21 protein-coding genes are annotated in these 23,567 nt (G+C 66.5%); 8 read left to right on the top strand and 13 right to left on the bottom strand.

The window, feature by feature from the left end; genetic code table 11:
* Positions 1-64: 64 nt before the first annotated feature.
* Both HL653_RS09835 and HL653_RS09840 read right to left on the bottom strand, forming a co-directional pair.
* Positions 65-832: a sulfite exporter TauE/SafE family protein gene (locus tag HL653_RS09835; RefSeq protein ID WP_253717827.1), complete on the bottom strand. Its 768-nt coding sequence runs from the start codon at positions 830-832 to the stop codon at positions 65-67.
* A gap of 184 nt (positions 833-1,016) precedes the next feature.
* Entirely contained in the window at positions 1,017-1,487 is a 471-nt protein-coding gene (locus HL653_RS09840) for a YaiI/YqxD family protein (protein ID WP_171744376.1), read from the bottom strand.
* Positions 1,488-1,630: 143 nt separating this feature from the next.
* Between HL653_RS09840 and HL653_RS09845 the strand changes: the two genes are divergently transcribed.
* The 3 genes from HL653_RS09845 to bla all read left to right on the top strand — a co-directional run bounded on the left by HL653_RS09845 (position 1,631) and on the right by bla (position 4,663).
* Positions 1,631-2,128 carry an NUDIX domain-containing protein gene (locus HL653_RS09845; RefSeq protein WP_171744377.1) on the top strand — a complete coding sequence of 166 codons (498 nt, stop codon included), beginning with the start codon at positions 1,631-1,633 and terminating at the stop codon, positions 2,126-2,128.
* Positions 2,129-2,208: 80 nt separating this feature from the next.
* Positions 2,209-3,744 (top strand): M20/M25/M40 family metallo-hydrolase, encoded by a 1,536-nt coding sequence (locus tag HL653_RS09850; RefSeq protein WP_216599968.1) that lies wholly within the window; start codon positions 2,209-2,211, stop codon positions 3,742-3,744.
* Positions 3,745-3,802: 58 nt separating this feature from the next.
* Positions 3,803-4,663, top strand: a complete 861-nt coding sequence (gene bla, locus HL653_RS09855) for a subclass B3 metallo-beta-lactamase (RefSeq protein WP_171744378.1) — start codon at positions 3,803-3,805, stop codon at positions 4,661-4,663.
* 36 nt (positions 4,664-4,699) lie between these two features.
* Here bla and HL653_RS09860 read toward each other — a convergent pair whose 3' ends face one another.
* From HL653_RS09860 to HL653_RS09895, 8 genes are all read right to left on the bottom strand, one after another.
* Positions 4,700-5,362: a tetratricopeptide repeat protein gene (locus HL653_RS09860; protein WP_171744379.1), complete on the bottom strand. Its 663-nt coding sequence runs from the start codon at positions 5,360-5,362 to the stop codon at positions 4,700-4,702.
* 155 nt (positions 5,363-5,517) lie between these two features.
* Positions 5,518-5,985, bottom strand: coding sequence for an Hsp20 family protein (locus HL653_RS09865; protein WP_171744380.1), 468 nt, complete (start codon positions 5,983-5,985; stop codon positions 5,518-5,520).
* A gap of 303 nt (positions 5,986-6,288) precedes the next feature.
* Entirely contained in the window at positions 6,289-8,127 is a 1,839-nt protein-coding gene (locus HL653_RS09870) for a DUF885 family protein (RefSeq protein WP_253717830.1), read from the bottom strand.
* 31 nt (positions 8,128-8,158) lie between these two features.
* A complete protein-coding gene (locus HL653_RS09875) occupies positions 8,159-9,487 on the bottom strand; it encodes an APC family permease (RefSeq protein ID WP_171744381.1) in 1,329 nt (442 codons plus the stop codon).
* Positions 9,488-9,641: 154 nt separating this feature from the next.
* Positions 9,642-10,037, bottom strand: a complete 396-nt coding sequence (locus tag HL653_RS09880) for a MerR family DNA-binding transcriptional regulator (protein WP_171744382.1) — start codon at positions 10,035-10,037, stop codon at positions 9,642-9,644.
* Positions 10,034-11,695, bottom strand: coding sequence for a long-chain fatty acid--CoA ligase (locus HL653_RS09885; RefSeq protein WP_253718025.1), 1,662 nt, complete (start codon positions 11,693-11,695; stop codon positions 10,034-10,036). Before HL653_RS09885 ends, HL653_RS09880 begins: the two co-directional genes overlap by 4 nt.
* 26 nt (positions 11,696-11,721) lie before the next feature.
* A complete protein-coding gene (locus tag HL653_RS09890; RefSeq protein ID WP_253717832.1) occupies positions 11,722-13,023 on the bottom strand; it encodes an OmpP1/FadL family transporter in 1,302 nt (433 codons plus the stop codon).
* A gap of 29 nt (positions 13,024-13,052) precedes the next feature.
* Entirely contained in the window at positions 13,053-13,457 is a 405-nt protein-coding gene (locus HL653_RS09895; protein ID WP_171744385.1) for a DUF2147 domain-containing protein, read from the bottom strand.
* A gap of 175 nt (positions 13,458-13,632) precedes the next feature.
* Here HL653_RS09895 and HL653_RS09900 point away from each other — a divergent pair, with 175 nt between their 5' ends.
* The 5 genes from HL653_RS09900 (at position 13,633) to fsa (ending at position 21,290) form a co-directional block, all read left to right on the top strand.
* Positions 13,633-14,769 (top strand): thiolase family protein, encoded by a 1,137-nt coding sequence (locus tag HL653_RS09900; protein WP_171744386.1) that lies wholly within the window; start codon positions 13,633-13,635, stop codon positions 14,767-14,769.
* On the top strand, positions 14,766-17,069 hold the full coding sequence (locus tag HL653_RS09905) for a 3-hydroxyacyl-CoA dehydrogenase/enoyl-CoA hydratase family protein (RefSeq protein WP_171744387.1): 2,304 nt from the start codon (positions 14,766-14,768) through the stop codon (positions 17,067-17,069). Before HL653_RS09900 ends, HL653_RS09905 begins: the two co-directional genes overlap by 4 nt.
* A gap of 113 nt (positions 17,070-17,182) precedes the next feature.
* Complete coding sequence (locus HL653_RS09910; RefSeq protein ID WP_171744388.1) at positions 17,183-18,976, top strand: acyl-CoA dehydrogenase C-terminal domain-containing protein; 1,794 nt, start codon at positions 17,183-17,185, stop codon at positions 18,974-18,976.
* Between the two features lie 242 nt (positions 18,977-19,218).
* Positions 19,219-20,565, top strand: a complete 1,347-nt coding sequence (gene gorA, locus HL653_RS09915) for a glutathione-disulfide reductase (protein WP_171744389.1) — start codon at positions 19,219-19,221, stop codon at positions 20,563-20,565.
* A 71-nt stretch (positions 20,566-20,636) separates the two neighbouring features.
* Positions 20,637-21,290, top strand: coding sequence for a fructose-6-phosphate aldolase (gene fsa, locus HL653_RS09920; protein WP_171744390.1), 654 nt, complete (start codon positions 20,637-20,639; stop codon positions 21,288-21,290).
* 112 nt (positions 21,291-21,402) lie between these two features.
* Here the strand turns inward: fsa and dcd are convergent, their stop codons facing one another.
* From dcd to HL653_RS09930, 3 genes are read right to left on the bottom strand one after another with little or no spacing between them, the layout of a single operon-like run.
* Positions 21,403-21,906 (bottom strand): dCTP deaminase, encoded by a 504-nt coding sequence (gene dcd / locus HL653_RS09925; protein ID WP_253717834.1) that lies wholly within the window; start codon positions 21,904-21,906, stop codon positions 21,403-21,405.
* The gene (locus HL653_RS24160; RefSeq protein ID WP_253717836.1) at positions 21,833-23,062 is read right to left on the bottom strand and encodes a hypothetical protein; all 1,230 of its coding nucleotides are present in this window, start codon (positions 23,060-23,062) and stop codon (positions 21,833-21,835) included. The genes dcd and HL653_RS24160 overlap by 74 nt, the downstream gene beginning before the upstream one ends.
* A 26-nt stretch (positions 23,063-23,088) precedes the next feature.
* A complete protein-coding gene (locus tag HL653_RS09930) occupies positions 23,089-23,565 on the bottom strand; it encodes a cytidine deaminase (RefSeq protein ID WP_171744392.1) in 477 nt (158 codons plus the stop codon).
* Positions 23,566-23,567 lie beyond the last annotated feature (2 nt).

Raw genomic sequence — 23,567 nt, forward strand, 5'->3', positions numbered from 1 at the left:
CCTTGCGGGGGAGAAACCCCGACTCCGCAATCGGTTCCTGCCGGTCCGATGTTTTGTTCCGAAATCAACGCAGGGCCGAAATGATGCCATAGGCGCTGGTGAGCGTCAGCACCGTGCCGACGAGAATCATCAGCGGGCGCGCGGGCACGCGCTTGGCGATCAGCGCGCCGAAGGGCGATGCGGCGAGGCCACCGATCAGCAGACCGATCGTGGCATGGGTGAAGGCCGAAAAGCCGAGCGCCGCGATGAAGGTGGCGGACACCGTCACCGTCAGGAAGAATTCGGACGTGTTGACCGTGCCGATCACCTTGCGGGGGCTGCCGCCCTGCACCAGCAGGTTGCTCGTGACGACGGGGCCATAGCCTCCGCCGCCCGCCGCATCGAGGAAGCCGCCCACCAGCCCCAGCGGCTCGATGATCCTCGGCGTGCGCTCACGCGGGGGCGAGACCCAGCCGCGCCAGATCAGATAGGTGCCGATGCAGAGCAGATAGGCCAGGATCAGCGGCCGTGCGGTGGCGGCGCTGACCGAACTCAGCACATAGGCGCCCAGCGCGCCGCCGATCACGGCCGGGATCGCCAGACGGACGAACATCCGCCAATCGACATTGCGATGCGCGACATGGCTGATGCTGGACGCCGCCGTCGTGAACGTCTCCACGACATGGACGCTGGCGGAGGCGGCCGCCGGCGGCAGGCCGAGGCTCATCAGCAGGGTGCTGGAAATCACCCCGAACGCCATGCCCAGCGCGCCATCCACGAGCTGAGCGGCAAATCCGACGGCGATGAAGGGCAGGACCTGGGAAAGTTCGAGAGAAGAAAGAAATTCCTGCACTTTTTGCCCTGTCCTTGGCCCCACCTGTCCTTCGCCAACGCGCGGATCGGGCTGGGGATGCGCTGACATCCGGGGGCAATCTTATCCCCGTTCGTACTGAGCCTGTCGAAGCACCGTTCTTCTTATCCCGGCGCAGGAAAGGAAGGGCAGCACTTCGACAAGCTCAGTGCAAACGGGTTGGAGATTAACGGGTCGGCGGCCGTCGCTTGAGGCGCACGAGCGCCTCATCCAGCGCGGAGAGGAAGCGCGAGCGATCCGTCTTGGAGAAAGGCGCGGGGCCGCCGAGCTGCTCGCCGCCCGCGCGCAGATCGGCCATGATCGCGCGCACCGCGATCGCATTGCCGATCGAGGCGGCGGTGAAAGGCTTGCCCGTCGGCGCGATCACGGTGGCGCCCGCCTTGATGCTGCGATCGGCGAGCAGGATGTCGGCCGTCACCACGATCGTATCCGGCCCGGCCGCCTCCGCGATCCAGTCGTCGGCGGCATCGAACGCGTCGCTCACGATCTGGCGGTGGAGCAAGGGATGCGCGGGCACGCGCAGGTGGCTGTTGCTCACGATCGTCACCGGCGCCTCGTGGCGGAAGGCGGTCTTGTAGATCTCCTCCTTCACCGGGCAGGCATCGGCATCGACGAGAATGGAGACGGGCGCTGGCATGAGGCCGCCTTACCGGCCCGATGGCACGCTTGGAATGGCCTGTGGCCGATGTGCAACGCGAGGGCCGGTCCATTCGTAGCTAAACTTGCGGAAACGCTCGGCTTGTCGCAGCGTTATGGAATGGGACGGGGCCGGAGCGATGTATGAGCCAACCCCGTAGCGCGGGCATCCTGCTGTATCGCCACGGAGCCCGCGGCATCGATGTGCTGCTGATCCTGCCCGGCGGCCCCTATTGGCGTCGCCGCAACGAAGGCGCGTGGCAGATCCCCAAAGGCGCGATCGAGCCCGGCGAGGAGCCGATCCAGGCCGCCGTGCGCGAACTGCAGGAGGAACTGGGCGTGGTACTGGAGGGCAAGGCGCCGCGCCGGCTCTGCACGGTGCGCCAGGCGGGCGGCAAGCGCGTCGAGGCCTTCGCGACCGAGCGCGACTGGGATGTCGCGGACCTCGTCAGCGCCGAGATCAGCATCGAATGGCCGCCACGGTCGGGCCGGATCGTGACCGTGCCCGAGGTGGGCGAGGCGCGCTGGTTTCCGCTGGACGAGGCCGATGCCGCGATGCTTGCCAGTCAGCGCCCGATTCTGGATGCGCTGCGCGCGATGCTGCTGGATAACAAGCGGCGCAAGGCCGGCAGCGCATCGTAAAGCGCGGCCGTTACGCTGGACCTTCGCGGAAAACCGCTTCATCCTGTTGCCCATGCGCCGTCCTGGCGCGGGGGCAAGAGATGATCCGACCGAGCCGTTTTTCCGTTTCCGCGCTGATGCTGGCGACGCTGATGGCGGTCTCGCCCGGTCAGGCGCTCACCCCCGCCGACGAGAAAGCGATCACCGCCGCCGCGCAGGCCACTCTGCCCGAGCTGGTCGATGCGGTGATGATCCCGAACGTGATGCGCGCCTCCACCGCCGACATGCGCCGCAACGCCGATTGGGTGGAGGCCGCGTTCAAGCGCCACGGTTTCGCCGCCCGGCAGCTGGCCGATGGCGAGACGCCGATGGTCTATGTCGAGGCGCCCGCCGCCGCGAAGGGCGCGAAGACGGTGTTGTTCTACGCGCATATGGACGGGCAGGCGGTGAACCCGGCCGAATGGAACCAGCCGGGCCCGTTCGTGCCGACACTGAAGAAAAAGAAGCCGGACGGCACGTGGGAGGTGCTGCCGATCGACGCGTTGGCCAAGGGCGCGCCCGATCCGGAGTGGCGCCTGTTCGGTCGATCGGCGGCGGACGACAAGGCGCCGATCCTGATGCTGATGGCGGCGATGGATGCGCTGAAGGCGGCCGGGAAAACGCCCGCCATCCGCATCAAGATCCTGATCGACAGCCACGAGGAAGGCGGCCCGCCGACGCTGGAAAATGTGGTCGAGCAGAATGCCGCTCTGCTGAAGGCCGATGCGGTGGTGATGCTCGACGGGCCGATGCACGAGAGCAACAAGCCCACTTTGGTGTTCGGTCATCGCGGCGGCGGCGGCTTCTCGCTCACCGTGTGGGGCGCGCGGACCGAGTTGCACAGCGGACATTACGGGAATTACGCATCCAATCCCGCCTTCGCGCTCGCGCAGTTGCTGGCGACGATGAAGGATGCGGACGGGCGCGTGCTGATCCCCGGTTTCTACGAGGGCGTGGCGCTGGATCCCGCCGCCAAGGCCGCGCGCGCCGCCGTGCCCGATGACGAGGTGGCGCTGCGCAAGCGGCTCGGCATCAAGGCGAACGAGAAAGTGGGGACGAGCTATCAGGAAGCGCTCGCTTATCCCTCGCTCAACATCACCTCGATGAAGGCGGGCTCGCCCGAGGCCTCGCGCACGATCATCCCGGCCTTCGCCATCGCCACCTTCGATGCGCGCACCGTGCCGGGCACGCCCGCGCCGCGCCAGGTCGCGCTCGTCCGCGCGTGGGTGGAAAAGCAGGGCTATCATCTGGTGCAGGGCCCGCCGACCGATGAGGAGCGCGCCACCTATGCGAAGCTCGCGACCATCGCCGGCGGCGAGGGGCAGGGGCAGGCGCTGCAGACTCCGCTGGACGCGGCGGTGGGCGGCTGGGCGCACAAGGCGTTCGTCGGCGCGTGGAAGGCGGAGCCGGTCCGTATCCCGATCATGGGCGGCAGCGTGCCGACGCGCCCGCTGGTGGATGGCGTGAGGGCGCCGATCCTGCTCGTGCCGCTCGTCAACAACGACAATAACCAGCATGCCGCGAACGAAAATCTGCGCATCGGCAATTACGTCATGGGCGTGAAGAGCCTCTATGCCTTGTTCAGCCAGCCGCTCTGACATCGGGGCGGCGACGAATGCATTTGGGGCGGGCGCGGCGGCGGGCTAGCACAGTGCGATGACTCGCCTCGCTTTGTTCGCCGCCGGCCTGCTCGCGCTGGCGGCCCCGCTCGCTCCCGCGCTTGCGCAATCGGCGGAGACGCGCGTGGGGTGGAACCGGCCGTTCGAGCCGTTCCGCATCCGGGGCAATCTCTATTATGTCGGCACGGCGGGGCTCTCTTCCTATCTGCTGACGGGCAAGGCGGGCCATGTGCTGATCGACGGCGCGCTGCCCGAAAGCGCGCCGCAGATCGCGGCCAACATCCAGAAGCTCGGCTTCCGCCTGCGCGATGTGCGCATCATCCTGATCAACCACAGCCATGTCGATCATGCCGGGGGCCTCGCGAAGCTCAAGGCGCTGACGGGCGCGAAGCTCTATGCCAGCGCGGGCGACATGCCCGATCTGGAGGCGGGGCGGACGCTGGGCCGCACCGATCTGTCCGATTTCCCGCCAGTGCATGTCGATCGCCTCGTCCGCGATGGTCAGGTCGTGGCACTCGGCCCGATCCGGCTGACCGCCCTGCTGACCCCGGGCCATACGAAGGGCGCGACGAGCTGGCTCACCACTCTGGCCGGCAAGCGCGTGATCTTCGCCTCCAGCATTTCGGTGGCGGGACAGAAGCTGGTCGGCAATGAGGAGTATCCGAGCGCGGCCGCCGATTTCGAAGCGACCTTCCGCAAGCTGAAGAGCGTGAAGGCGGATATCTTCCTCAACTATCACGCCGAGGGTTTCGGGCTGAACGAGAAGCGCGCGGTGCTGAATGCCGGCAAGGCGGACGCGTTCGTCGATCCGGGCGAACTGGGCCGCGTGGTCGCGGCGTCCGAGAAGAGCTTCACGAAGGAACTGGCCAGCCAGAAAGCGGGCAACCCGCCGAGCTAGGCGGCTGGAAGTGGGGGCCGCTTCGCCCGGAGCGACCTAATGGGGGCGATGCTCGTCAATATAGCGTAATTCATGCTGAGCGATTTCATTTTTGGGCTCGTATTTAAGGCTGTTGCGATATGCCTTTGTGGCGTCGTCCCAGCGTTCTAGATCCGTGTATGAATATCCTTGCCCACGAAGTGCGACTGCCCGCCAGTGCGCGATGCTTGCCCGATCCGGAAGTTTCGATGAGGCGGTTTCCGCTCTCTTATAGACGGAGAGCGCACGTTCGGGATCGCCGTTCACCCGAACCGCATATGCATATTCGGTCAAATATTGAGCATTATTGGGGGCGTGGCCGACGAGAATTTCGAGTGTCTGCGCCGCCTCTGTCGGTCGCTTTAGCTCGTTAAGCGCATAACCCTTGAGGAGCAGGGCATCACACCAGTCATTCTCGATGGAAATCTTGAATCCGCCTTTCATGAAACCCTGCAGAACGGCAACGGCTTCACTTGGGCAAATTGCCGCTGGATCCTTTGCTTCCTCGCTCATTGCCCGGCTGATGATCGGATCGATCAATGCCAGCGACTGATCCGCATGCCCCTCTCTCAGCAATTGCTTCGCTTGTTCGAGATCGCTTTGGTGAGCTTGGCCACAAACAGGTGAGCTCATAAAGACCAAGCTGGCGAACAAGATAGGGTAACTGTTCCGGACGTGCATTCGGCCTCTCTGCGAGCGTAGATCAGGTTTGTAGGTGAGCCCTGTTCTGTCCGCCAGCTGCATTAGCGGAACCTAATGCCGTTCTTTCCCCGATACAAAAAACGCCCCCGCCCGCGAGGGGCAGGGGCGCCTTTTCGCCGCGAGGGCGCCGGGGCTCAGGCCGCCTGGCGCGCGTCGTTCACGGCCTCGATCGTGGGCGACTGCCCGTCGATCGCGATCGTGCGCGGCTTCTTGTGCTCGGGCACTTCACGGACCAGCTCGATATTGAGCAGGCCGTCCGTATAGGACGCGCCGGTCACGCGGATCGTGTCGGCCAGCTGGAAGCGGCGCTCGAACGCGCGCTTGCCGATGCCGCGATGGAGGAATTCGCGCTTGTCACCATCGGTCGGCTCTGTGGCGCGGCCGGTGATGGTCAGCACATTGTCCTGCGCGGTGATGTCCAGCTCGTCGCGGGTGAAGCCGGCGGTCGCCATCGAGATGCGGTACGTGTCCTCGGACACCTTCTCGATATTGTAGGGCGGATAGGCATCACCCTCGCCGCGGGTGGCGAGATCGACGAGGCGGTTCAGATTCTCGAAGCCGATCGAGCTGCGGAGCAGGGGGGCGAAATCAAAGGTACGCATCGGTTCAATCCTTCACAAGCGATTGAAAGATAAGGCCATGGCGACGCCACTGGCCCGCCGCGACCGCCCCGTGAGGCGACGGTCCCGACGCGCAACGAGATATGGTGGGGGTGTTTGATTTCAAGCGGTGAGCGGGGGGCACCGCGCGCCTCTTTCCCCTTCGTGCTGAGCCTGTCGAAGCACCGTCCTTCTTTTCCTGAAGCGGAAGAAAGAAGGGCAGCACCCTTCGACTGCCTGCCAAGGCAGGCGCTCAGGACAGGCTTCGACAGGCTCAGTGCGAACGGGACGGGAAGAGAGGCCGAATTACCCCTTGCGCGAGGCGATCCATTCGTCGACGCGGCGCTCCAGGATCGGCAGCGGGAGCGAGCCCGATCCGATGATCAGATCGTGGAAGGCGCGGATGTCGAACTTCGCACCCAATTCCTTCTCCGCCTTGTGGCGGACTTCCATGATCTTGAGCATGCCGATCTTGTAGCCCGTGGCCTGACCCGGCAGCGTGATGTAGCGCCGCACTTCGGACTGGGCCTGCGCGGGCGAGGCGCGGCCGGTTTCGACCATGTATTTGATCGCCTGATCCTCGGTCCAGCCCTGGGCGTGGATACCCGTGTCGGTCACGAGGCGCGCCGCGCGGAACAGCTCCGCCTCCAGCCGCATGAAATCGTTGGCGATATCGGGGAAGGCGCCCATTTCCTTGCACAGCGCCTCCGAATAGAGGCCCCAGCCCTCGCTGAACGCCACGTAGCGCGCGGTCTGGCGGAACTTGGGCCCGCCGCTCTGGCGCACCTGGATGTCGCCCTGCATCACGTGGCCGGGCACGCCTTCGTGGCACATCAGATCGATCATCGCGTCGGGCGCGGGATCGTCGGTCGTGCCGAGCAGGTGGACATAGACATGGCCGGGGCGGACGCCGTCGCGGCTGGGACCGGAGGCATGGGCGGCGCCACCCGCCACTTCGCTGAACGAAGGCTCGCGCACCACCTCCATCTGGAATTCGGGCAGCATGCCGAAATATTTGGGCAGCAAAGTGCGGTTGCGTGCCAGCGTGGCGTTCGCATCCTTCAGATATTGCGCGCGCAATTCGTCCGTCCACGGCACCGGCGGGTGCTTCTTCTCGCGATCGGCATAATAAGCGATCCGATCCTTGAAGCCGGCCTTGCGGGCAAGCGCATCCTGCTCGCCTTCGATGCGGGCGACTTCGCTGAGGCCAATCTTGTGGATCTGGTCGGCAGTGAGATCGGTGGTGGTGTTCAGCTTCAGCGCGGCGGCGTAATATTCGGCGCCGCCCGGCAGCGAGATCGCGCCGACGCGGCCGCTGGGCGCATTTGGCAGATCGGCCTGAGCCCAGGCGATCACGCGCTCATAAGCAGGCTTGATCGCGAGCAAAGCCGTCTTCGTCTCGGCCAGCAGCGCGTCTGCCTCGGCATCCGTCACCTTGCCCGCCGCCTTGAGCTTGGCGACCTTCGCCTGCGCGTCGGCCCAGAGCGGGGAGGGCGCCCCATTGTCGAACGGCGCGCCGGTGATGATCGCCTTGCTGCCGGTGATCACGCGTTCGATCTGGAAGCGCGGCGCGCGAATGCCCGCCGCATCGGACTCGCGGCTCTGCTTGATGCCTTCGTCCAGCACGGTGGGGAAACCGCGCAGGCGGCTCGCATAGGCATGCATGTCCGACGCGTCCTGCACGGTGTGGTTGCTGATCATGAAGTTGGGGAGCTGCGAATGGGCGGAATAGAGGAAGGAATAGAAAGGCGGCGCGTATTTGTTGAAGCGATAGGCGAGTTCGGCGCGGTCCAGCTCGAACGCCCAGATGTCGTAATTGGCCTGCGCTTCCTGCGAGAGATGGGCGCGATCGAACTGCGCCTTCATCTTCGCGACGCTCGCGCGGCGCCATTCCAGCCGCTTGAGATCGGCGGCGTCGCTGGTGTCGTCCAGCTTGTCCTTGCCGTCCTTCAGACCGATCTGCGTCGCCAGCTGCGGCTGGCTGGCCAGCTGCTCGGTGAACTGCTGATCGAGGAACGCGTACAACCGCTGATCCTCGCTCGCGGCCGACGCGACAGGCGCCTGTGCGATGGCGGGGGAGAGGACGGGAGCAGCCAGCGCGAGCAGCGAGACGGCGATCAGGCGCGAAGCCCGGCGGTTGTTCATGGTCATCATATCCGTTGGTTAGCGGGAGAGATCAGGCGTGAGAAGACCGGCGGGCGATGCGTGCCGCCCACGAGGCGATCAGGGTCAGCACCGCCAGCAACGCGAAGGCCCAGCCCGACGTGCGCGGCTCCTCATAGACGAACGCCGCGAACAGAGCGGTGTTGACGAGCATCGAGAAGAGGGCGGGCAGCGGGAAGAGCGGCATCCGCCACGGCCGCTCCAGATCGGGCTCGCGCACGCGCATCACGATCGCGGCCACGTTCATGCCGATGCTCATCGCCGTGATCAGCGAGAGGCTGAACGACAGCAGCAGATCGTAGATGCCGACGGTGGCGAGCAGCGCCCCCAGCCCGGCCGTCAGCAGCACGGCCGCCTTCGGCGATCCGTTGGCGGCGACGGTGGAGAGGAGCGGGACCTTCGCATCGGCCGTGATCGCGTAGAGCACGCGCGGGAATTGCATCACCATCACGTTGCCGAGCGTGGCGACGGAAATGAGCGAGACGGCGGTGACGAGCAGGCTGGCCGTGCCCGAGGCGGAGCCGAAGATGCGCGCGGCCGCCTCCGCCGCCACCAGATTGCTGCCCGCCATTTCGGCCGGCGTCAGCGTGCGGAGGATCGCGATGTTCATCAGCACATAGACGGCGAGGATCGCGGCGATGCCGGAGAAGGTGGCACGCACGATCGCACGGCGCGGATCCTTCATCTCCTCGGTGAAATAGACCGCGCTGTTCCACCCGGCATAGGCACCGACGACCGCGCGGACCGCGCCGATCGTGCCGGCCAGCGTCAGGGCGACGGGGTGGTGATCGGTCATCACCGGCGCGCCGTGCGGGGCGAGCAGCAGCGCCAGGATCAAGGCGGCATAGACCGCGGCTTTCACCGCGCTGCCAATCTCCTGCGAGGCGCCGCCCACGCGCGTGCCGAACAGATGGATGATGCAGGTGGCGAGCGGCAGCGTCATCGCCAGCAGGCCGGTGGGCACGCCCGTCGCCAGCCCCAGCCGGTGCAGATATTCGGCGAAGACCACGCCGATATAGGCGATCGCGGCGACATTCCCGAGCCAGTCGGTCAGCCCCACCGCCAGCCCGATCGAGGGGCCGAAGGCGCGTGCGGCGAACACATAGGGGCCGCCGCTCCGCCGGATCGAGGCGGCCAGCTCCACCGAGGACATGGCATCGATCAGCGCGATGATTCCGCCCGCGATCCACAGCAGCACCATGATCGTGGCATCGGGCACGCCCTGCGCGACGAGGCCCGGCGTCCGCATGATGCCCTGACCGATCGTGCCGCCCACCACCACCGCGACGCCGAAGGCCGTGCTGAGGACGCGCAGCAGGTGCGTGGAATGCGCGTCCGTCATGTGTCGATCCCCCGCCCCACCGGGCGCTTGTGGGCGAAGCGGCATGGCGGGTGCAAGACGTTTCGATCCGGGGCTCGCAATGACGAATGTTTCCGTCAGAGGCGATCTGATCCCATCCGTCATCCCGGCTCAAGGCCGGGCTGACGGAAGACCTCTATCCCTCGACCTGCCGGATCCGGTCCAGCGCCTGTCGCTCGATCAGGCGCAGTTCGGCGAGCGTCTGCACGATCGCGCTCTGCTGCACCTCCAGCTCCGCGATCCGGTCGGAGACGCGCGTGGCCAGCAAATGCGTCTGCTCGATATGCGCGGGATCGTGATCGTAGAGGTCGAGAAAGTCGCCGATGTCGCGCAGCGAGAAGCCCAGGCTCTTGCCGCGCAGGATCAGCTGCATCCGCGCGAATTCGCGCCGCGTATAGACGCGCGTCGTGCCCGCGCGCTGCGGCTCGATCAGGCCCTTATCCTCGTAGAAGCGGATCGTGCGCTGGGTGATGCCCAGTTCCTCCGCCATCTGCTGGATACCGCGCAGATCGGTGGAGTCGAGCGTCGTCATGCGGACGCGGTCTTGGCCGCCTCTTCCGCGACCAGCTCCTTGCGGGACAATTTCCCGATGAGCGTTTTGGGAAGACTCGTGCGGATCTCGATCTCTCTCGGCATCTCGATCTTGTTGATGCGCTGCCGGAGGAAATCGCACAACTCCTCATTCGTGGCGGACATCTCGTCGCGGAAGACGAGGAAGAGCTTCGGCGCCTGCCCGCGATAGCGATCCGGCACGCCGATCGCGATCGCCTCCTTCACGGCGGGATGCTGGTAGATCGCATCCTCGATCACGCGCGGATAGACGTTGTAGCCGCCGCACAGGATCACGTCCTTGATGCGATCGACGAGGAACAGATAGCCCTCCTCGTCGACATAGCCGACATCGCCGGTGCGCAGCGCGCCATCGACGAAGACGGCGTCGGTCGCGTCCGGATTCTGCCAATAGCCTTTCATCACCTGCGGCCCGCGCGCGCAGACCTCGCCCTTTTCGCCCAGGCCCAGCACGCGGTGCGGATCGTCCAGATCGCGGATTTCCAGCACGGTGGAGGCGAAGGCCGGGCCGGTGCTGTTGTCCTTGATCGGCCCGTCGAGCGGATTGCAGGCGAGGATGGGTGAGGCCTCGGACAGGCCATAGCCTTCCACCACCATCACGCCGGTGCGCCGCTCAAACTGTTCGCGCACGTCCAGCGGCAGCGGCGCCCCGCCCGAGATGCAGCAGCGGATCGACTTGAAGCCGGCGAGATCGGCCTCGGGCGCGGCGTTGATCGCGACATAGATGGTCGGCACGCCGAAAAACTGGGTGGGATGCGTGCGCGCGATCGTCTGCAGCATCTGCTTCAGATCGAAGCGGGGCAGCAGGATCATCTCCGCGCCCGTATCCACCGAATAATTGAGCACGGTCGTCAGCGCGAAGACGTGGAACATGGGCAGCACGCCGAGCGTGCGCTCCTGCACGTCGGGATGGTCGCCGACGTGGATCGCCATCTGCGCGCTGTTCGCGGCGAGATTGGCGTGGGTCAGCATCGCGCCCTTGGGCACGCCGGTGGTGCCGCCCGTATATTGGAGGACGGCGATATCGTCCGGATGGCGCTCGACCGGATCATGCGGCCGGTGCGACGCGATCAGCGCCGACCACAGAACATGGCGCGCGTCATGCGGCACGCGCGCATGATCCTTGCGTTTCAGGAAGCGGAAGCCAAGCCCCATCGCCATCGGCAGGATGCCCGTCATCGGGCAGACGATGATGCGGTCGAGCTGAGTGGCGTCGGCGACGTTCAGCACCTTGCCGTGGATCGCGGCGAGATCGGGCACGGCCATCATCCGCGTGCCGCTGTCGCGGATCTGATGCTCCAGCTCGCGCTCCACATAGAGCGGGTTGAAGTTCACCACGATGCCGCCGATCCGCAGCACCGCGAAATAGAGGATCACGAAATAAGGCGAGTTGGGCAGGCAGAGGCCGAAGCGGTCGCCCGGCCTCAGCCCCTGATCCTGCAGGCCGCGTGCGGCGCGCTCCACGAGCGCGCCGATCTCGCCATAGGTCCATGTGCGACCCAGGAAGTCGATCGCCGTCCAGTCCGGATGCCGCGCGACCGTGGCATCCAGCAGATCGGTGAGCAGCCGGGGCCGGAGAAGCTGAGCCTCTCCGGCTGCACCGCCGACCGGGCCGACCATCGGGGTGGAAGCGACCGACGCCTGCATCAGAAGCGCAGCCGACCACCGAGCGCGAAGACGAGCACGCTCGCCTTGCGCAGCTCGCCATTCACCAGGATCGGCGTCTGCACGGCGGTGCCGGCATAAGCTGCGGTGGTGCGGTCGATGCTGGCATTCTTCACCGTCAGATAATTGGCGGCGGCGTCGATCGTGAAGCCGGGCGTCAGATTATAGCTGGTGCCCGCCGCGAAGTTCCAGCGATTGCCGTCGGGCACGCGCGCGTCGCGATTGCCGTCGCGCGTCGGCGTCTGATCATATTGGATGCCGCTGCGGAGGGTCCATTTCTCGTTGACGGCATAATCGAGGCCGCCCGCGAAGCTCCACGTATTCTTGTAATTCTCCGGCAGCGCGGCGTTGATCGGCGCGCCGAGGCGGATCGCGTCGAACTTGTTCCAGCCGAAGCGCACGATCTGGCCGTTCAGCGTCAGCTTGTCGGTCGCCTTGAAGCGCGCGCCGAAGGTGGCCTGCCAGGGCGTGCGGAACGTCGCCGTGGTGCTGATCGTGCCGTTCTGCGCGGCGAGCGGGCCGAGCAGGCCGGCGGTGATCACGTCGCCGTTCAGCACATGCTTCACGCTGGACTTGTAGCTGCCGCCGATCGTGATCGGGCCGGAGCGGAATTGCGCGCCGGCGGTCCAGCCGAAGTCCCAGCCATTGCCCTTCAGCGTCTGGTGCCCGTCCGGCTGCAGCGCGGAGAGGTTGGGCAGGAAGTTGGAGAGGCTCGCCTTCGAATGCTCGGCATTCAGCGCGACGCCCAGGCTGATATTCTCGGTCGGCGCGAACGCGATCGAGGGCTGGATGTCGAAGGTGCGGAGCATGGTCTTGTCCGCCGTGTAGCGCACCCAGCTCGTGGAATCGTAATTGGTGGTGAAGCTGTAGGGCGAGGAGATGGCCAGGCCGAGTGCGATCTTCGGCGTGATGCCGTAGGCGATCGAGCCCGAGGGCAGATAGCCGTTGTTGATCGGATCCTTCGAGACCTGATCGCCGCCCACCGCGACGGGCGCCGCATTGGTCGGACGCCGGATCAGCGTGTTGGTGTTGGTCACCTTGCCCTTGGGCAGGATCGCGCTGATGCCGAAGGAACTGTCGCCGCCGGTCATCCCGCCGATCGCGGCCGGATTCCACCAGAGCGAGGCCGCGCCGGTATCGGCGACTTCGCCGGAAAAGGCGCGGCCCGCGGCGCGCACCGATTGTTCCTGCAGGTAGAAGGCGCCCGCATGCGCGGCGCTGGCCGCCATCAAGGCCGTCGGTGCGACTGCCAGCATCGCTCCCCGAAACACGATGGTCTTCATTGTCATTCTCTCCTGATCCGTTGTTTTTATTAGCGAATACGCGTCCACGTCTGCGTCTTGCAGAGCGGCCAGACGATGCAGCCCTTCAGTCGCAGATGATCGTTGTCGGGAAGGGTGAGGGTGGCCTTGTAGGTGCCGCCATCCTCGGGATTGTAGACGGTGCCGCCGGTCCAGCTGCCGTCGCTCCAGGTGAAGGGGCCGCCGATCATCTCAAGGCCCATCACGTGGCGCGCGCGCTGCTTGGGATCCTTGTTCTTGGTGTCCAGCATGCCGGGGTTGGCGCGAAGCCCGTCCGATCCGGTGAGCTTGCCGCAGATCGAGCTGCCGCAGCGCGTGATCTCGATAACGGCATTCTTGCTCTCGGCGTGCCACTTGCCGAGCACCGAGTCGGCGCCTCCACCGGCCAAGGCGGCCGCAGCCATCAGGATGATCATCCGCTCTCCATTTCTGCCGGTCCGTTGATCGGGCCGTGCGTCCTGTCCGGGATGCCGGAGCGGCACCCTCGAATCACGTTCTGCCTCAAAAATCAGTTGACGTATAGGGAAATCAACGCACCTATAGGGAGAACGCCGCACCCCGTGTCGGGGCGGCAACGGAGAGGCCGATTCGATGCGTGACGTTGTTATCGCGGGCTATGCCCGTTCTCCCTTCCATCTGGCGGGCAAGGGCGCGCTGGCGCGGGTCCGCCCCGATGATCTGGCGGCGCAGGTGGTGCGCGGCCTGATCGCCAAGACCGGCGTCGACGCCTCCGATATCGAGGACATCATCGTCGGCTGCGCCTTCCCGGAAGGAGAGCAGGGACTCAACGTCGCACGGCTGATCGGGTTGCTTGCGGACCTTCCGCTTTCGGTCGCGGGCATGACGGTGAACCGCTTCTGCGGCTCTTCGATGAGTGCGGTCCACATCGCGATGGGCCAGATCCAGATCGGCGCGGGCGAGGTGTTCGTCGCCGCCGGTGTCGAATCGATGAGCCGCGTGCCGATGTCGGGCTTCAATCCGCTGCCCAATCCCGCGCTCGCCGCGAAGAGCCCGGCCTATATCGGCATGGGCGACACGGCCGAGAATGTGGCGACCAAGTATCAGATCACGCGTGGCGAGCAGGAGGCGTTCGCCGTCTCCAGCCAGCAGAAGGCCGCCGCCGCGCGCGAGGCGGGCAAGCTGAAGGACGAGATCGTCCCGATCACGACCAAGGCGGGCGAGGTGGATACGGACGGCACGCTCCGCCCCGACACCACCGCCGAGGGTCTGGCGGGCCTGAAGCCCGCTTTCGACCAGCAGGGTTCGGTGACGGCGGGCACCTCCTCTCCGCTGACGGACGGCGCGAGTGCGGTTCTCGTCTGCTCGGAGGACTATGCCCGCGCGCACAATCTGCCGATCATGGCGCGGATCAAGGCGGTCGCGGTGGCGGGCTGCGCGCCGGAGATCATGGGCATCGGCCCGGTGGAGGCGAGCCGCAAGGCGCTGTCCCGCGCCGGGATCGAGGGCGGCCAGCTCGACGTGATCGAACTGAACGAGGCGTTCGCCAGCCAGGCGCTGGCCTGCGTCAAGGATCTGGGGCTCGACCCCGCCAAGGTGAATATCGATGGCGGCGCGATCGCGATCGGCCATCCGCTGGGCGCCACCGGCGCGCGCATCGTCGGCAAGGCGGCGTCGCTGTTGAAGCGCGAGGGCGGCAAATATGCGCTCGCCACCCAGTGCATCGGCGGCGGCCAGGGCATCGCAACCCTGCTGGAGGCAGCGGAATGAGCGAGGTCGCCCCTATCAAGAAAGTCTGCGTGATCGGCGCGGGCGTCATGGGTGCGGGCATTGCGGCGCAGGTCGCCAATGCCGGCGTGCCGGTGCTGCTCTTGGATATCGTGCGCGATCCCAATGATCGCGATGCGGTCGCCAAGGGCGCGGTCGCCAAGATGCTGAAGACCGATCCCGCGCCCTTCATGTCCAATGCGGCGGCCAAGCTGGTCGAGACCGGCAATATCGAGGATCATCTGGGCCGGATCACCGAGTGCGACTGGGTGGTCGAGGCGATCATCGAGCGGCTGGATCTGAAGCAGGATCTCTATGCCAGGATCGAGGCGGTGCGCCGCCCCGGCACGGCGGTGTCCTCCAACACCTCGACCATCCCGCTCGACAAGTTGACCGAAGGCCGCTCGGCCGAGTTCACGCGCGATTTCCTCATCACGCATTTCTTCAATCCGCCGCGCTACATGCGCCTGATCGAGATCGTGACCGGGCCGAAGAGCGATCCCGCTCTGGTCGGCAAGGTCGAGGCGTTCGTCGATCGCGCGATGGGCAAGACGATCGTGCGCGCCAAGGACACGCCCGGTTTCATCGCCAATCGCATCGGCACCTTCTGGATCCAGTCGGGCCTGAACGCGGCGTTCGACCTGGGCGTGACCGTGGAAGAGGCCGACGCGATCGCGGGCAAGCCGATGGGCGTGCCCAAGACGGGCATCTTCGGCCTCGTCGATCTGGTCGGCATCGATCTGATGCCGAACCTGCAGAAGAGCCTGACCTCCACGCTCGCCAAGGACGATCCCTATCAGGCGATCGCCAAGACCAGCCCGCTGATCGAGACAATGATCGCGGACGGCTATACCGGGCGCAAGGGCAAGGGCGGCTTCTATCGCCTGAACCGCGACGGCGGCGGCAAGCGCAAGGAAACGATCGACCTCGCCACCGGCGCCTATCGCGAGACGGCCAAGGCCTCCGCTCCCCGCGCCGATCTCGGCACGCTCGTCGCCACCAACGCTTATGCCTGGGCGGTGCTGGGGCCGACGCTGGCCTATGCCGCCAGCCTCGTGCCCGAGGCGGCCGACGACATCGTCGCGATCGATGATGCGATGAAGCTCGGCTACAATTGGAAATGGGGTCCGTTCGAGCTGATCGACAAGATCGGCGCGGCGAAGCTGGCCGCGTTGCTGACCGAGAAGGGCATTGCGGTGCCGCCGCTGCTGGCGACGGCGGGCGAGCGCGGTTTCTACCGGATCGAGGGCACGCGGAAGCAGTATCTCGGCCTCGACGGTGCCTATCATGACGTGGTCGTGCCCGAGGGCGTGATCCGCTTCGAGGATCTGAAGCGCGGGCGCGAGCCCGTGCTGAAAAGCGCCTCCGCCGCCCTCTGGGATATTGGCGACGGCGTCGCCGCGCTGGAATTCACCGGCAAGATGAACGCGCTCGACGGCGAGGTGATGAAGCTGATCGGCAAGGCGATCCCGCTCATCCAGAAAAGCTACAAGGCGCTGGTCATCTATAATGACGGTTCGCATTTCTCGGCCGGCGCCAATCTCGGCCTCGCGCTCTTCGCGCTGAACATCGCCGCGTGGAGCGAGGTGGAGAAGCTCGTCGCGGGCGGGCAGCAGGCCTACAAGGCGCTCAAATATGCGCCCTTCCCGGTGGTCGCGGCGCCGTTCGGCATGGCGCTGGGCGGCGGCTGCGAAATCCTGCTCCACGCCGATGCGATTCAGGCGCATGCCGAGACCTATACCGGCCTCGTCGAATGCGGCGTCGGGCTCATCCCCGGCTGGGGCGGCTGCGGCGAGATGATCGATCGCTGGGCGCACAATCCGGCGATGCCGAAGGGCCCGATGCCGGCGGCCGCCAAGGTGTTCGAGATCGTTTCGACCGCCACCGTCTCGCGTTCGGCCGCGCAGGCGAAGGAATATGGTTTCCTGCGCCCCGGCGACGGCATCACGATGAACCGCGATCGCCTGCTGGCCGATGCGAAGGCGAAGGCGCTCTCGCTGGTCGACGGCTATCAGCCGCCCAAGCCGCCCGAATTCCGCCTGCCGGGCGAAAGCGGCCGCACCGGCATGGGCATGGCGGCGGCGAGCTTCCACAAGCGCGGCCTCGCCACCGATTATGATCTCGTCGTCTCGGATGCGCTGGCCGGCGTGCTGACCGGCGGGCCCGCCGATCTGGTCGACGTGGTGAGCGAGCAGGACCTGCTGAAGCTGGAGCGCCAGGCCTTCATGCTCCGCGTCCGCGACCCGCGCACGATCGCGCGGATCGAGACGATGCTGGAAACGGGCAAGCCGCTGCGGAACTGATGCACACCGTCATCCCGGCCTTGAGCCGGGATCCCGCGTCTTCTGTTTGACCCGGAAGAAAGCGGGACCCCGGATCAAGTCCGGGGTGACGAAGAAAAAAGTGGAGAAGAGAGATGCAAGTATATCAGGCCCCGCTCCGCGACATGCGCTTCGCGCTGCGCGAACTGCATGGCGATGACGGCTTCGGCGATGTCGCCGCGCTGACCGAATTCGATGACGAGACGGTGGATGCCGTGCTGGAGGAGGCCGCGCGCCTCAACAGCGAGATCCTCCTGCCGCTCAACCGCAGCGGTGACGAGGAAGGCTGCCGGATCGAGAATGGCGTCGTCCGCACGCCCGAAGGCTTCAAGGCGGCCTACGATCAGTTCCGCGAAGGTGGCTGGTGCGCGCTCGCGTCCGATCCGCAATGGGGCGGGCAGGGCCTGCCGGAGCAGGTCAACAAACTGATCGAGGAGATGATCTGCGCGGCGAACGTCTCGTTCAGCCTCTATCCCGGCCTCACCCACGGCGCCACGACGGCGCTGGAAGGCCATGGCTCGGAAGACCTGAAGCAGGCCTATATGCCCAAGCTCGTCTCGGGCGAATGGTCGGGCACGATGTGCCTGACGGAGGCGCATTGCGGCACCGATCTCGGCCTGCTCCGCACCAAGGCGGTGCCGGAACCGGACGGCAGTTACCGGATCAGCGGCTCGAAGATCTTCATCTCGGCCGGCGAGCATGATCTGACCGACAACATCATCCACCTCGTCCTCGCGCGCCTGCCCGATGCGCCGAAGGGGGTGAAGGGGATCAGCCTGTTCCTCGTGCCCAAATATGTGCCCAATGCGGATGGCTCGCTCGGCAATCTGAACGGCGTCACCTGCGCGAATATCGAGCACAAGATGGGCATGAAGGCCTCGGCCACCTGCCAGCTCAATTTCGACGGTTCGGTCGGCTGGCTCGTCGGCACGCCCCACAAGGGCATGGAGGCCATGTTCACGATGATGAACACCGAGCGCGTTTCGGTCGGCATCCAGGGGCTCGGCGTGGGCGAGGCGGCCTATCAGTCGGCCGTCTATTACGCGAAGGATCGCGTGCAGGGCCGCTCGCTCTCGGGCGTGAAGGCGCCGGACAAGCCCGCCGATCCGATCATCGTCCACCCGGACGTGCGCCGCATGCTGATGACGATGCGCGCCTATCTGGAGGGCTGCCGCGCCGTGGGCGTGTGGGTCAGCCGCGCGCTGGATGCGGAGAAGCACAGCACGGATCCGGAGGCGAAGAAGCGCGCGGGCGATTTCGTCGCGTTGATGACGCCGGTGGTGAAGGCACTGTTCACGGACCTCGGCTATGACGCCGCCAATCTCGCGGTGCAGGTCTATGGCGGCCACGGCTACATTCGCGAGAGCGGCGTCGAGCAATATGTCCGCGATGCGCGGATCGCGATGATCTACGAGGGCACGAACGGCATCCAGGCGCTGGATCTGGTCGGCCGCAAGCTGCCGGCCGGGATGGGGCGCAATCTGCGCGCCTTCTTCCACCCCGTCTCGCAGTTCATCGAGGATCATGGCGCAGAGACGGGCGCGCTCGCGCCGATGATCCCGGCGCTGGCGCAGGCCTTCGGCGCGCTTCAGCTGGCGACCGGCCATATCGCGCAGAAGGGGCTGGCCGATCCGGAGGAAGCGGGCGCCGCCGCGACCGACTATCTCCGCCTGCTCGGCCTCGTCGCCATGGCCTATTGCTTCGCCAAGGCGGTGAGGGTGGCGGAGGCGCGGCTGGCCGAGGGCACCGGCGAGGCGGCCTTCTACAAGGCGAAGATCGCGACGGCGGCCTTCTTCTTCGATCGCATCCTGCCCGACGCCAGCGCGCGCTTCCTCGCGATCAAGGCCGGCAAGAAGAGCATGATGGCGCTCGACGAAGCGGCGTTCTGATCTCCCATTCCTCCCTGCGCGAAGCGCGGGGAGGGGGACCGCCGGCGCAGCCGGTGGTGGAGGGGCATGACCCCCAACGTCGCGCATTGCCCCTCCACCATGCTCCGCATGGTCCCCCTCCCCATCGTTGATGGGGAGGAACGGAGGGTCATTCACGCCCTCGATCACCGCCATCGCCCTATCCCATTTGCGCCGCGCGGCCGGGCTCCCTAGATGCGCCTCGCAACTGGAGTTCCCCCGCAATGGCTGATTATGACTTCGACCTGTTCGTCATCGGGGCGGGATCGGGGGGCGTGCGGGCATCGCGCGTGGCGGCGGCGCATGGCGCGCGGGTCGCGGTGGCGGAGGAATATCGGGTCGGCGGCACCTGCGTGATCCGCGGCTGCGTGCCCAAGAAATTGCTCGTCTACGGTGCCCACTTCGCCGAGGATCTGGCGGACGCCCGCCGCTTCGGCTGGAAGGTGCCGACCTGCGATTTCGACTGGACGACGCTGCGCGACAATGTGCTGGCCGAGGTGAAGCGCATCGAGGGCGCCTATGGCACCACGCTGGCGAGCAACAATGTCGAGACGATCCTCGGCCGCGCGATCGTCACCGGGCCGAACAGCGTGCGCGTGGGCGAGACGGATTATACCGCCGCCAAGATCCTGATCGCCACCGGCGCCACGCCGGACGTGCCCGCCATTCCCGGCGCGGAACTGGGCATCACCTCGAACGAGGTGTTCGATCTGCCGAGCCTGCCCAAGCGCATCCTGATCGCGGGCGCGGGCTATATCGCCAACGAATTCGCCGGCATCTTCCAGCAATTCGGCGCCCATGTGACGCTGGTGAACCGCACCGACGTGATCCTGCGCCAGTATGAGCGCCAGATCGTCGAGCGCCTGCTGGCGATCAGCATGGCCAAGGGCATCGAATTCAAGTTCAACACCACCATGGAGAAGATCGAGCGGCTGGAAAGCGGCGCGCTGAAGGTGGTCTTCGCGGGCGGCGCCGAGCCGGTCGAGACGGACATGGTGCTGTTCGCCACCGGCCGCCGCCCCAACACGAAGGGGCTGGGGCTGGAGGCGGCGGGCATCCAGCTCGACGATCATGGCGCGATCCCGGTGGATGCCGACAGCAAGACCGTGGCCGACAGCGTCTATGCCGTGGGCGACGTCACCAATCGCGTGCAGCTCACCCCCGTCGCGATCCGCGAGGGCCATGCGTTTGCGGACAGCGTGTTCGGCAACAAGCCGTGGCGCGTCGATTATGGCTGCATCCCCAGCGCCGTCTTCAGCCATCCTCCGCTGGCGGGCGTGGGCCTCACCGAGGAGCAGGCGCGCCTGTCGCTCGGCAGCTGCAAGACCTACACCGCCGATTTCCGCGCGATGAAGAATGTGCTGGCCGGCCGCAACGAGCGCGCGCTCTACAAGATGGTCGTCCATCCGGAGACGGACGTGGTGCTGGGCATCCACATGATCGGCCCGGATTCGCCCGAAATCCTGCAGGCCGCCGCCGTGGCGGTGAAGGCGAAGCTCACCAAGCAGCAGTTCGACGAAACCGTCGCGCTTCATCCCAGCATGGCAGAAGAACTGGTTCTCATGCGTTAGAGGGCGCGAACGGGCGGTTTCCTCCGCCTGCCAAGCGTCTATATGGCCCCGAAACGATCAGGAGCGTTCCCATGAAATTCTTTGCCGACACCGCCGAAGTCGCGGACATCAAGGAGCTGCAGGACGCCGGCCTGCTCGACGGGGTCACCACCAATCCCTCGCTGATCAGCAAGTCGGGCCGCGACTTCAAGGAAGTCGTGAAGGAAATCTGCGGCATCACCTCGGGCCCGGTTTCGGCCGAGGTCGTCTCGATGGAGCATGAGCAGATGATGAAGGAGGCCGAGGTCCTCCGGAAGATCGCCGACAATGTCTGCATCAAGGTGCCGCTCACGATCGACGGCCTGAAGACCTGCCGCAAGCTGCGCGCGGACGGCACGATGGTGAACGTCACGCTCTGCTTCTCGGCCAATCAGGCCCTGCTGGCGGCCAAGGCCGGCGCGAGCTTCATCTCGCCCTTCGTCGGCCGTCTCGACGATATCGGCCATTCGGGCATGGAGCTGATCGCCGATATCCGCCTGATCTACGACAATTATGATTTCGCGACCGAGATCCTCGTCGCCAGCGTGCGCTCGCCCATGCACGTGCTGGACGCCGCCAAGATCGGCGCGGACGTGATGACCTCGCCACCGTCCGTCATCAAGCAGCTCGCCAAGCACACGCTGACCGACAAGGGCCTCGAGAGCTTCGCGGCCGACTGGGCCAAGACGGGCCAGTCGATCCTGTAATCTGACGCTCCCCTCCCTGGAAGGGAGGGGCTGGGGGTGGGTGGAACCTCGCGCAGCGGCTCGCAAGCAGCGACCCACCCCCGACCCCTCCCTTACAGGGAGGGGAGAAGGTTCACAGACGCGGCAGCGTCACGCCCTGCTGGCCCATATATTTGCCGGCCCGGTCCGCATAGGTCACCTCGCACGGCTCGTTCCCCTTCAGGAACAGGAACTGGCAGGCGCCCTCATTGGCGTAGATCTTGGCAGGCAGCGGCGTGGTGTTGGAAAATTCCAGTGTCACGTGGCCTTCCCATCCCGGCTCCAGCGGGGTCACGTTCACGATGATGCCGCAGCGCGCATAGGTGGATTTGCCGAGGCAGATCACCAGCACGTCCTTGGGCACGCGGAAATATTCCACCGTGCGGGCGAGCGCGAAGCTGTTGGGCGGGATGATGCACACGTCCGTCTTGCGATCGACGAAGCTGTTCTGCGCGAAATCCTTGGGGTCGACCACGGCGCTGTCGACATTCGTGAAGATCTTGAACTCGTCCGCCACGCGCGCGTCATAGCCGTAGCTGGAAAGCCCGTAGGAAATGCAGCCGTCGCGGCGCTGGGCCTCCACGAACGGTTCGATCATGCCCTGCGTCTGGGCCTGTTCGCGGATCCAGCGATCGGATTGAATGGACATCGGCGCTCGCGCTTGGGGAGGAATGTGCGCCCGTTTCGCCGGAAAGCCGGCGAAGGGCAAGGGGAGCGGCCGAGCAGGCGAGGTCGCGCAATGCGGCGGGCGCCAGCGCGAGCCCGATCGGCAGCAGAGGCGCGAGCAGGAAGCCCCAATAGCCATTGTCCGGCCGCCCCACGAACAGGAACGCGCTCAGCCACACCGAGAGCATCAGCGTGACGCGCAGCGCATAGCCGCTCCGCCACCCGGCCCAGCCGAGCATCGCCAGCGGCAGAGCGACGGCGGCGCCGCGCGGGGGCAGGAAGACGAGCAGGGCGGATTGCCGCGCCAGCGTCAAATCGAACCGCCACCCGCCCAGCACCAGCCAGCCCGGGGAAACGCCGTCGTCCGGCTGCACGACCGACGCCACCAAAGCGGCATGCCATGCCAGCGCCCCGATCGCACAGACGGCCGCCGCCACCCAGGCCACCGCCTCGGTCCGGCGTCGATCGTGCCACGCCATGAGCGCCATGATCGGCAGAACGGGAAAGGCCAGTTCGCGGATCAGCGCCGCGATCAGCCCGAGCACCACCGCCGGCCACCAGAGCCGCTCGCTCCGCACGGCCAGCGCCAGCGCGATCAGCAGCCCGGCCCATGCCTCATGCCACACCCACATGCCCGGCTGGAGCAGCAGCCCGCTCGCAGTCGCCGCCAGCAGGATCGCCACCTCGCGGACAGGGCTTCGCAAACCAGCGCCCAGCCGCATCACCCCCGCCACGGAGGCGGCCACGCCCAGCAGGCAGAGAGCGAGGTCCGCGCCCTTCGGGCCCAGCGTCGCGCCGATCTCGGCCAGCAAAGGCTGTCGCATCGCGCTGAACGGGTGCAGCGGATAGCCGCCGCCGCGCTGTTCTTCGGCTGCCGCCTGATGATAAGGCTGGCCGTGCGCCACGCGCTCCGCCACCAGCCGATAGAGCGCCGCATCGCCGCCACCGGGTTGCCCCGTGGGATCGCGCAGAGGCGGATGCGCCAGCCCCCAGACGATCGACAGTGCCAGCGCCGCCAGCAGCAGCCGCGCCGGCCACACGGGCCAGCCCGCAAAGCGCGTGGGCGAAGGAGAAAGCCGGCGGGGCATCGCCCGCCGCCATGCCCCGGCTCCCGTTAAGGGCGCGTTTCGATCCCCAGATCGGCCGGACCGAACGCGTGGGGCAGCAATTCGGACAGGCGATGCACGCGCAGTTCGCGTCCGTCTCCGCTCGCGCAATAGACGGCGATGTCGCGCCCGCCCATCTGCGCCGCCTCGTTCAAGATCTGGCGGCAGCGGCCGCACGGATAGATGGGCTCGTCGCCCGCCATTCCGCCGCCCGGCTTCATCATCCCGCCGACGATGCCCACCGCCACCACGTCGCGCAGCCGCCCGGCCACGTTCGCCGCCGCGATCGCCACCGTCTCCGCACACAGCGACAGGCCGTAGCTCGCATTCTCGAAATTGGTGCCGGGCACGATCGATCCGTCGGTGAGCAGCAAGGCCGCGCCGACCGCGAATTTCGAGTAGGGCGCATGCGCGTTGCGCGCGGCCTCCTGCGCCGCCTCGATCAGCACGCCGGCGGCGGCATGTTCCATCGTCACTTCGGCCATCT

The organism is Sphingomonas sp. AP4-R1, from assembly GCF_013113735.1.
Taxonomy (GTDB): domain Bacteria; phylum Pseudomonadota; class Alphaproteobacteria; order Sphingomonadales; family Sphingomonadaceae; genus Sphingomonas_I.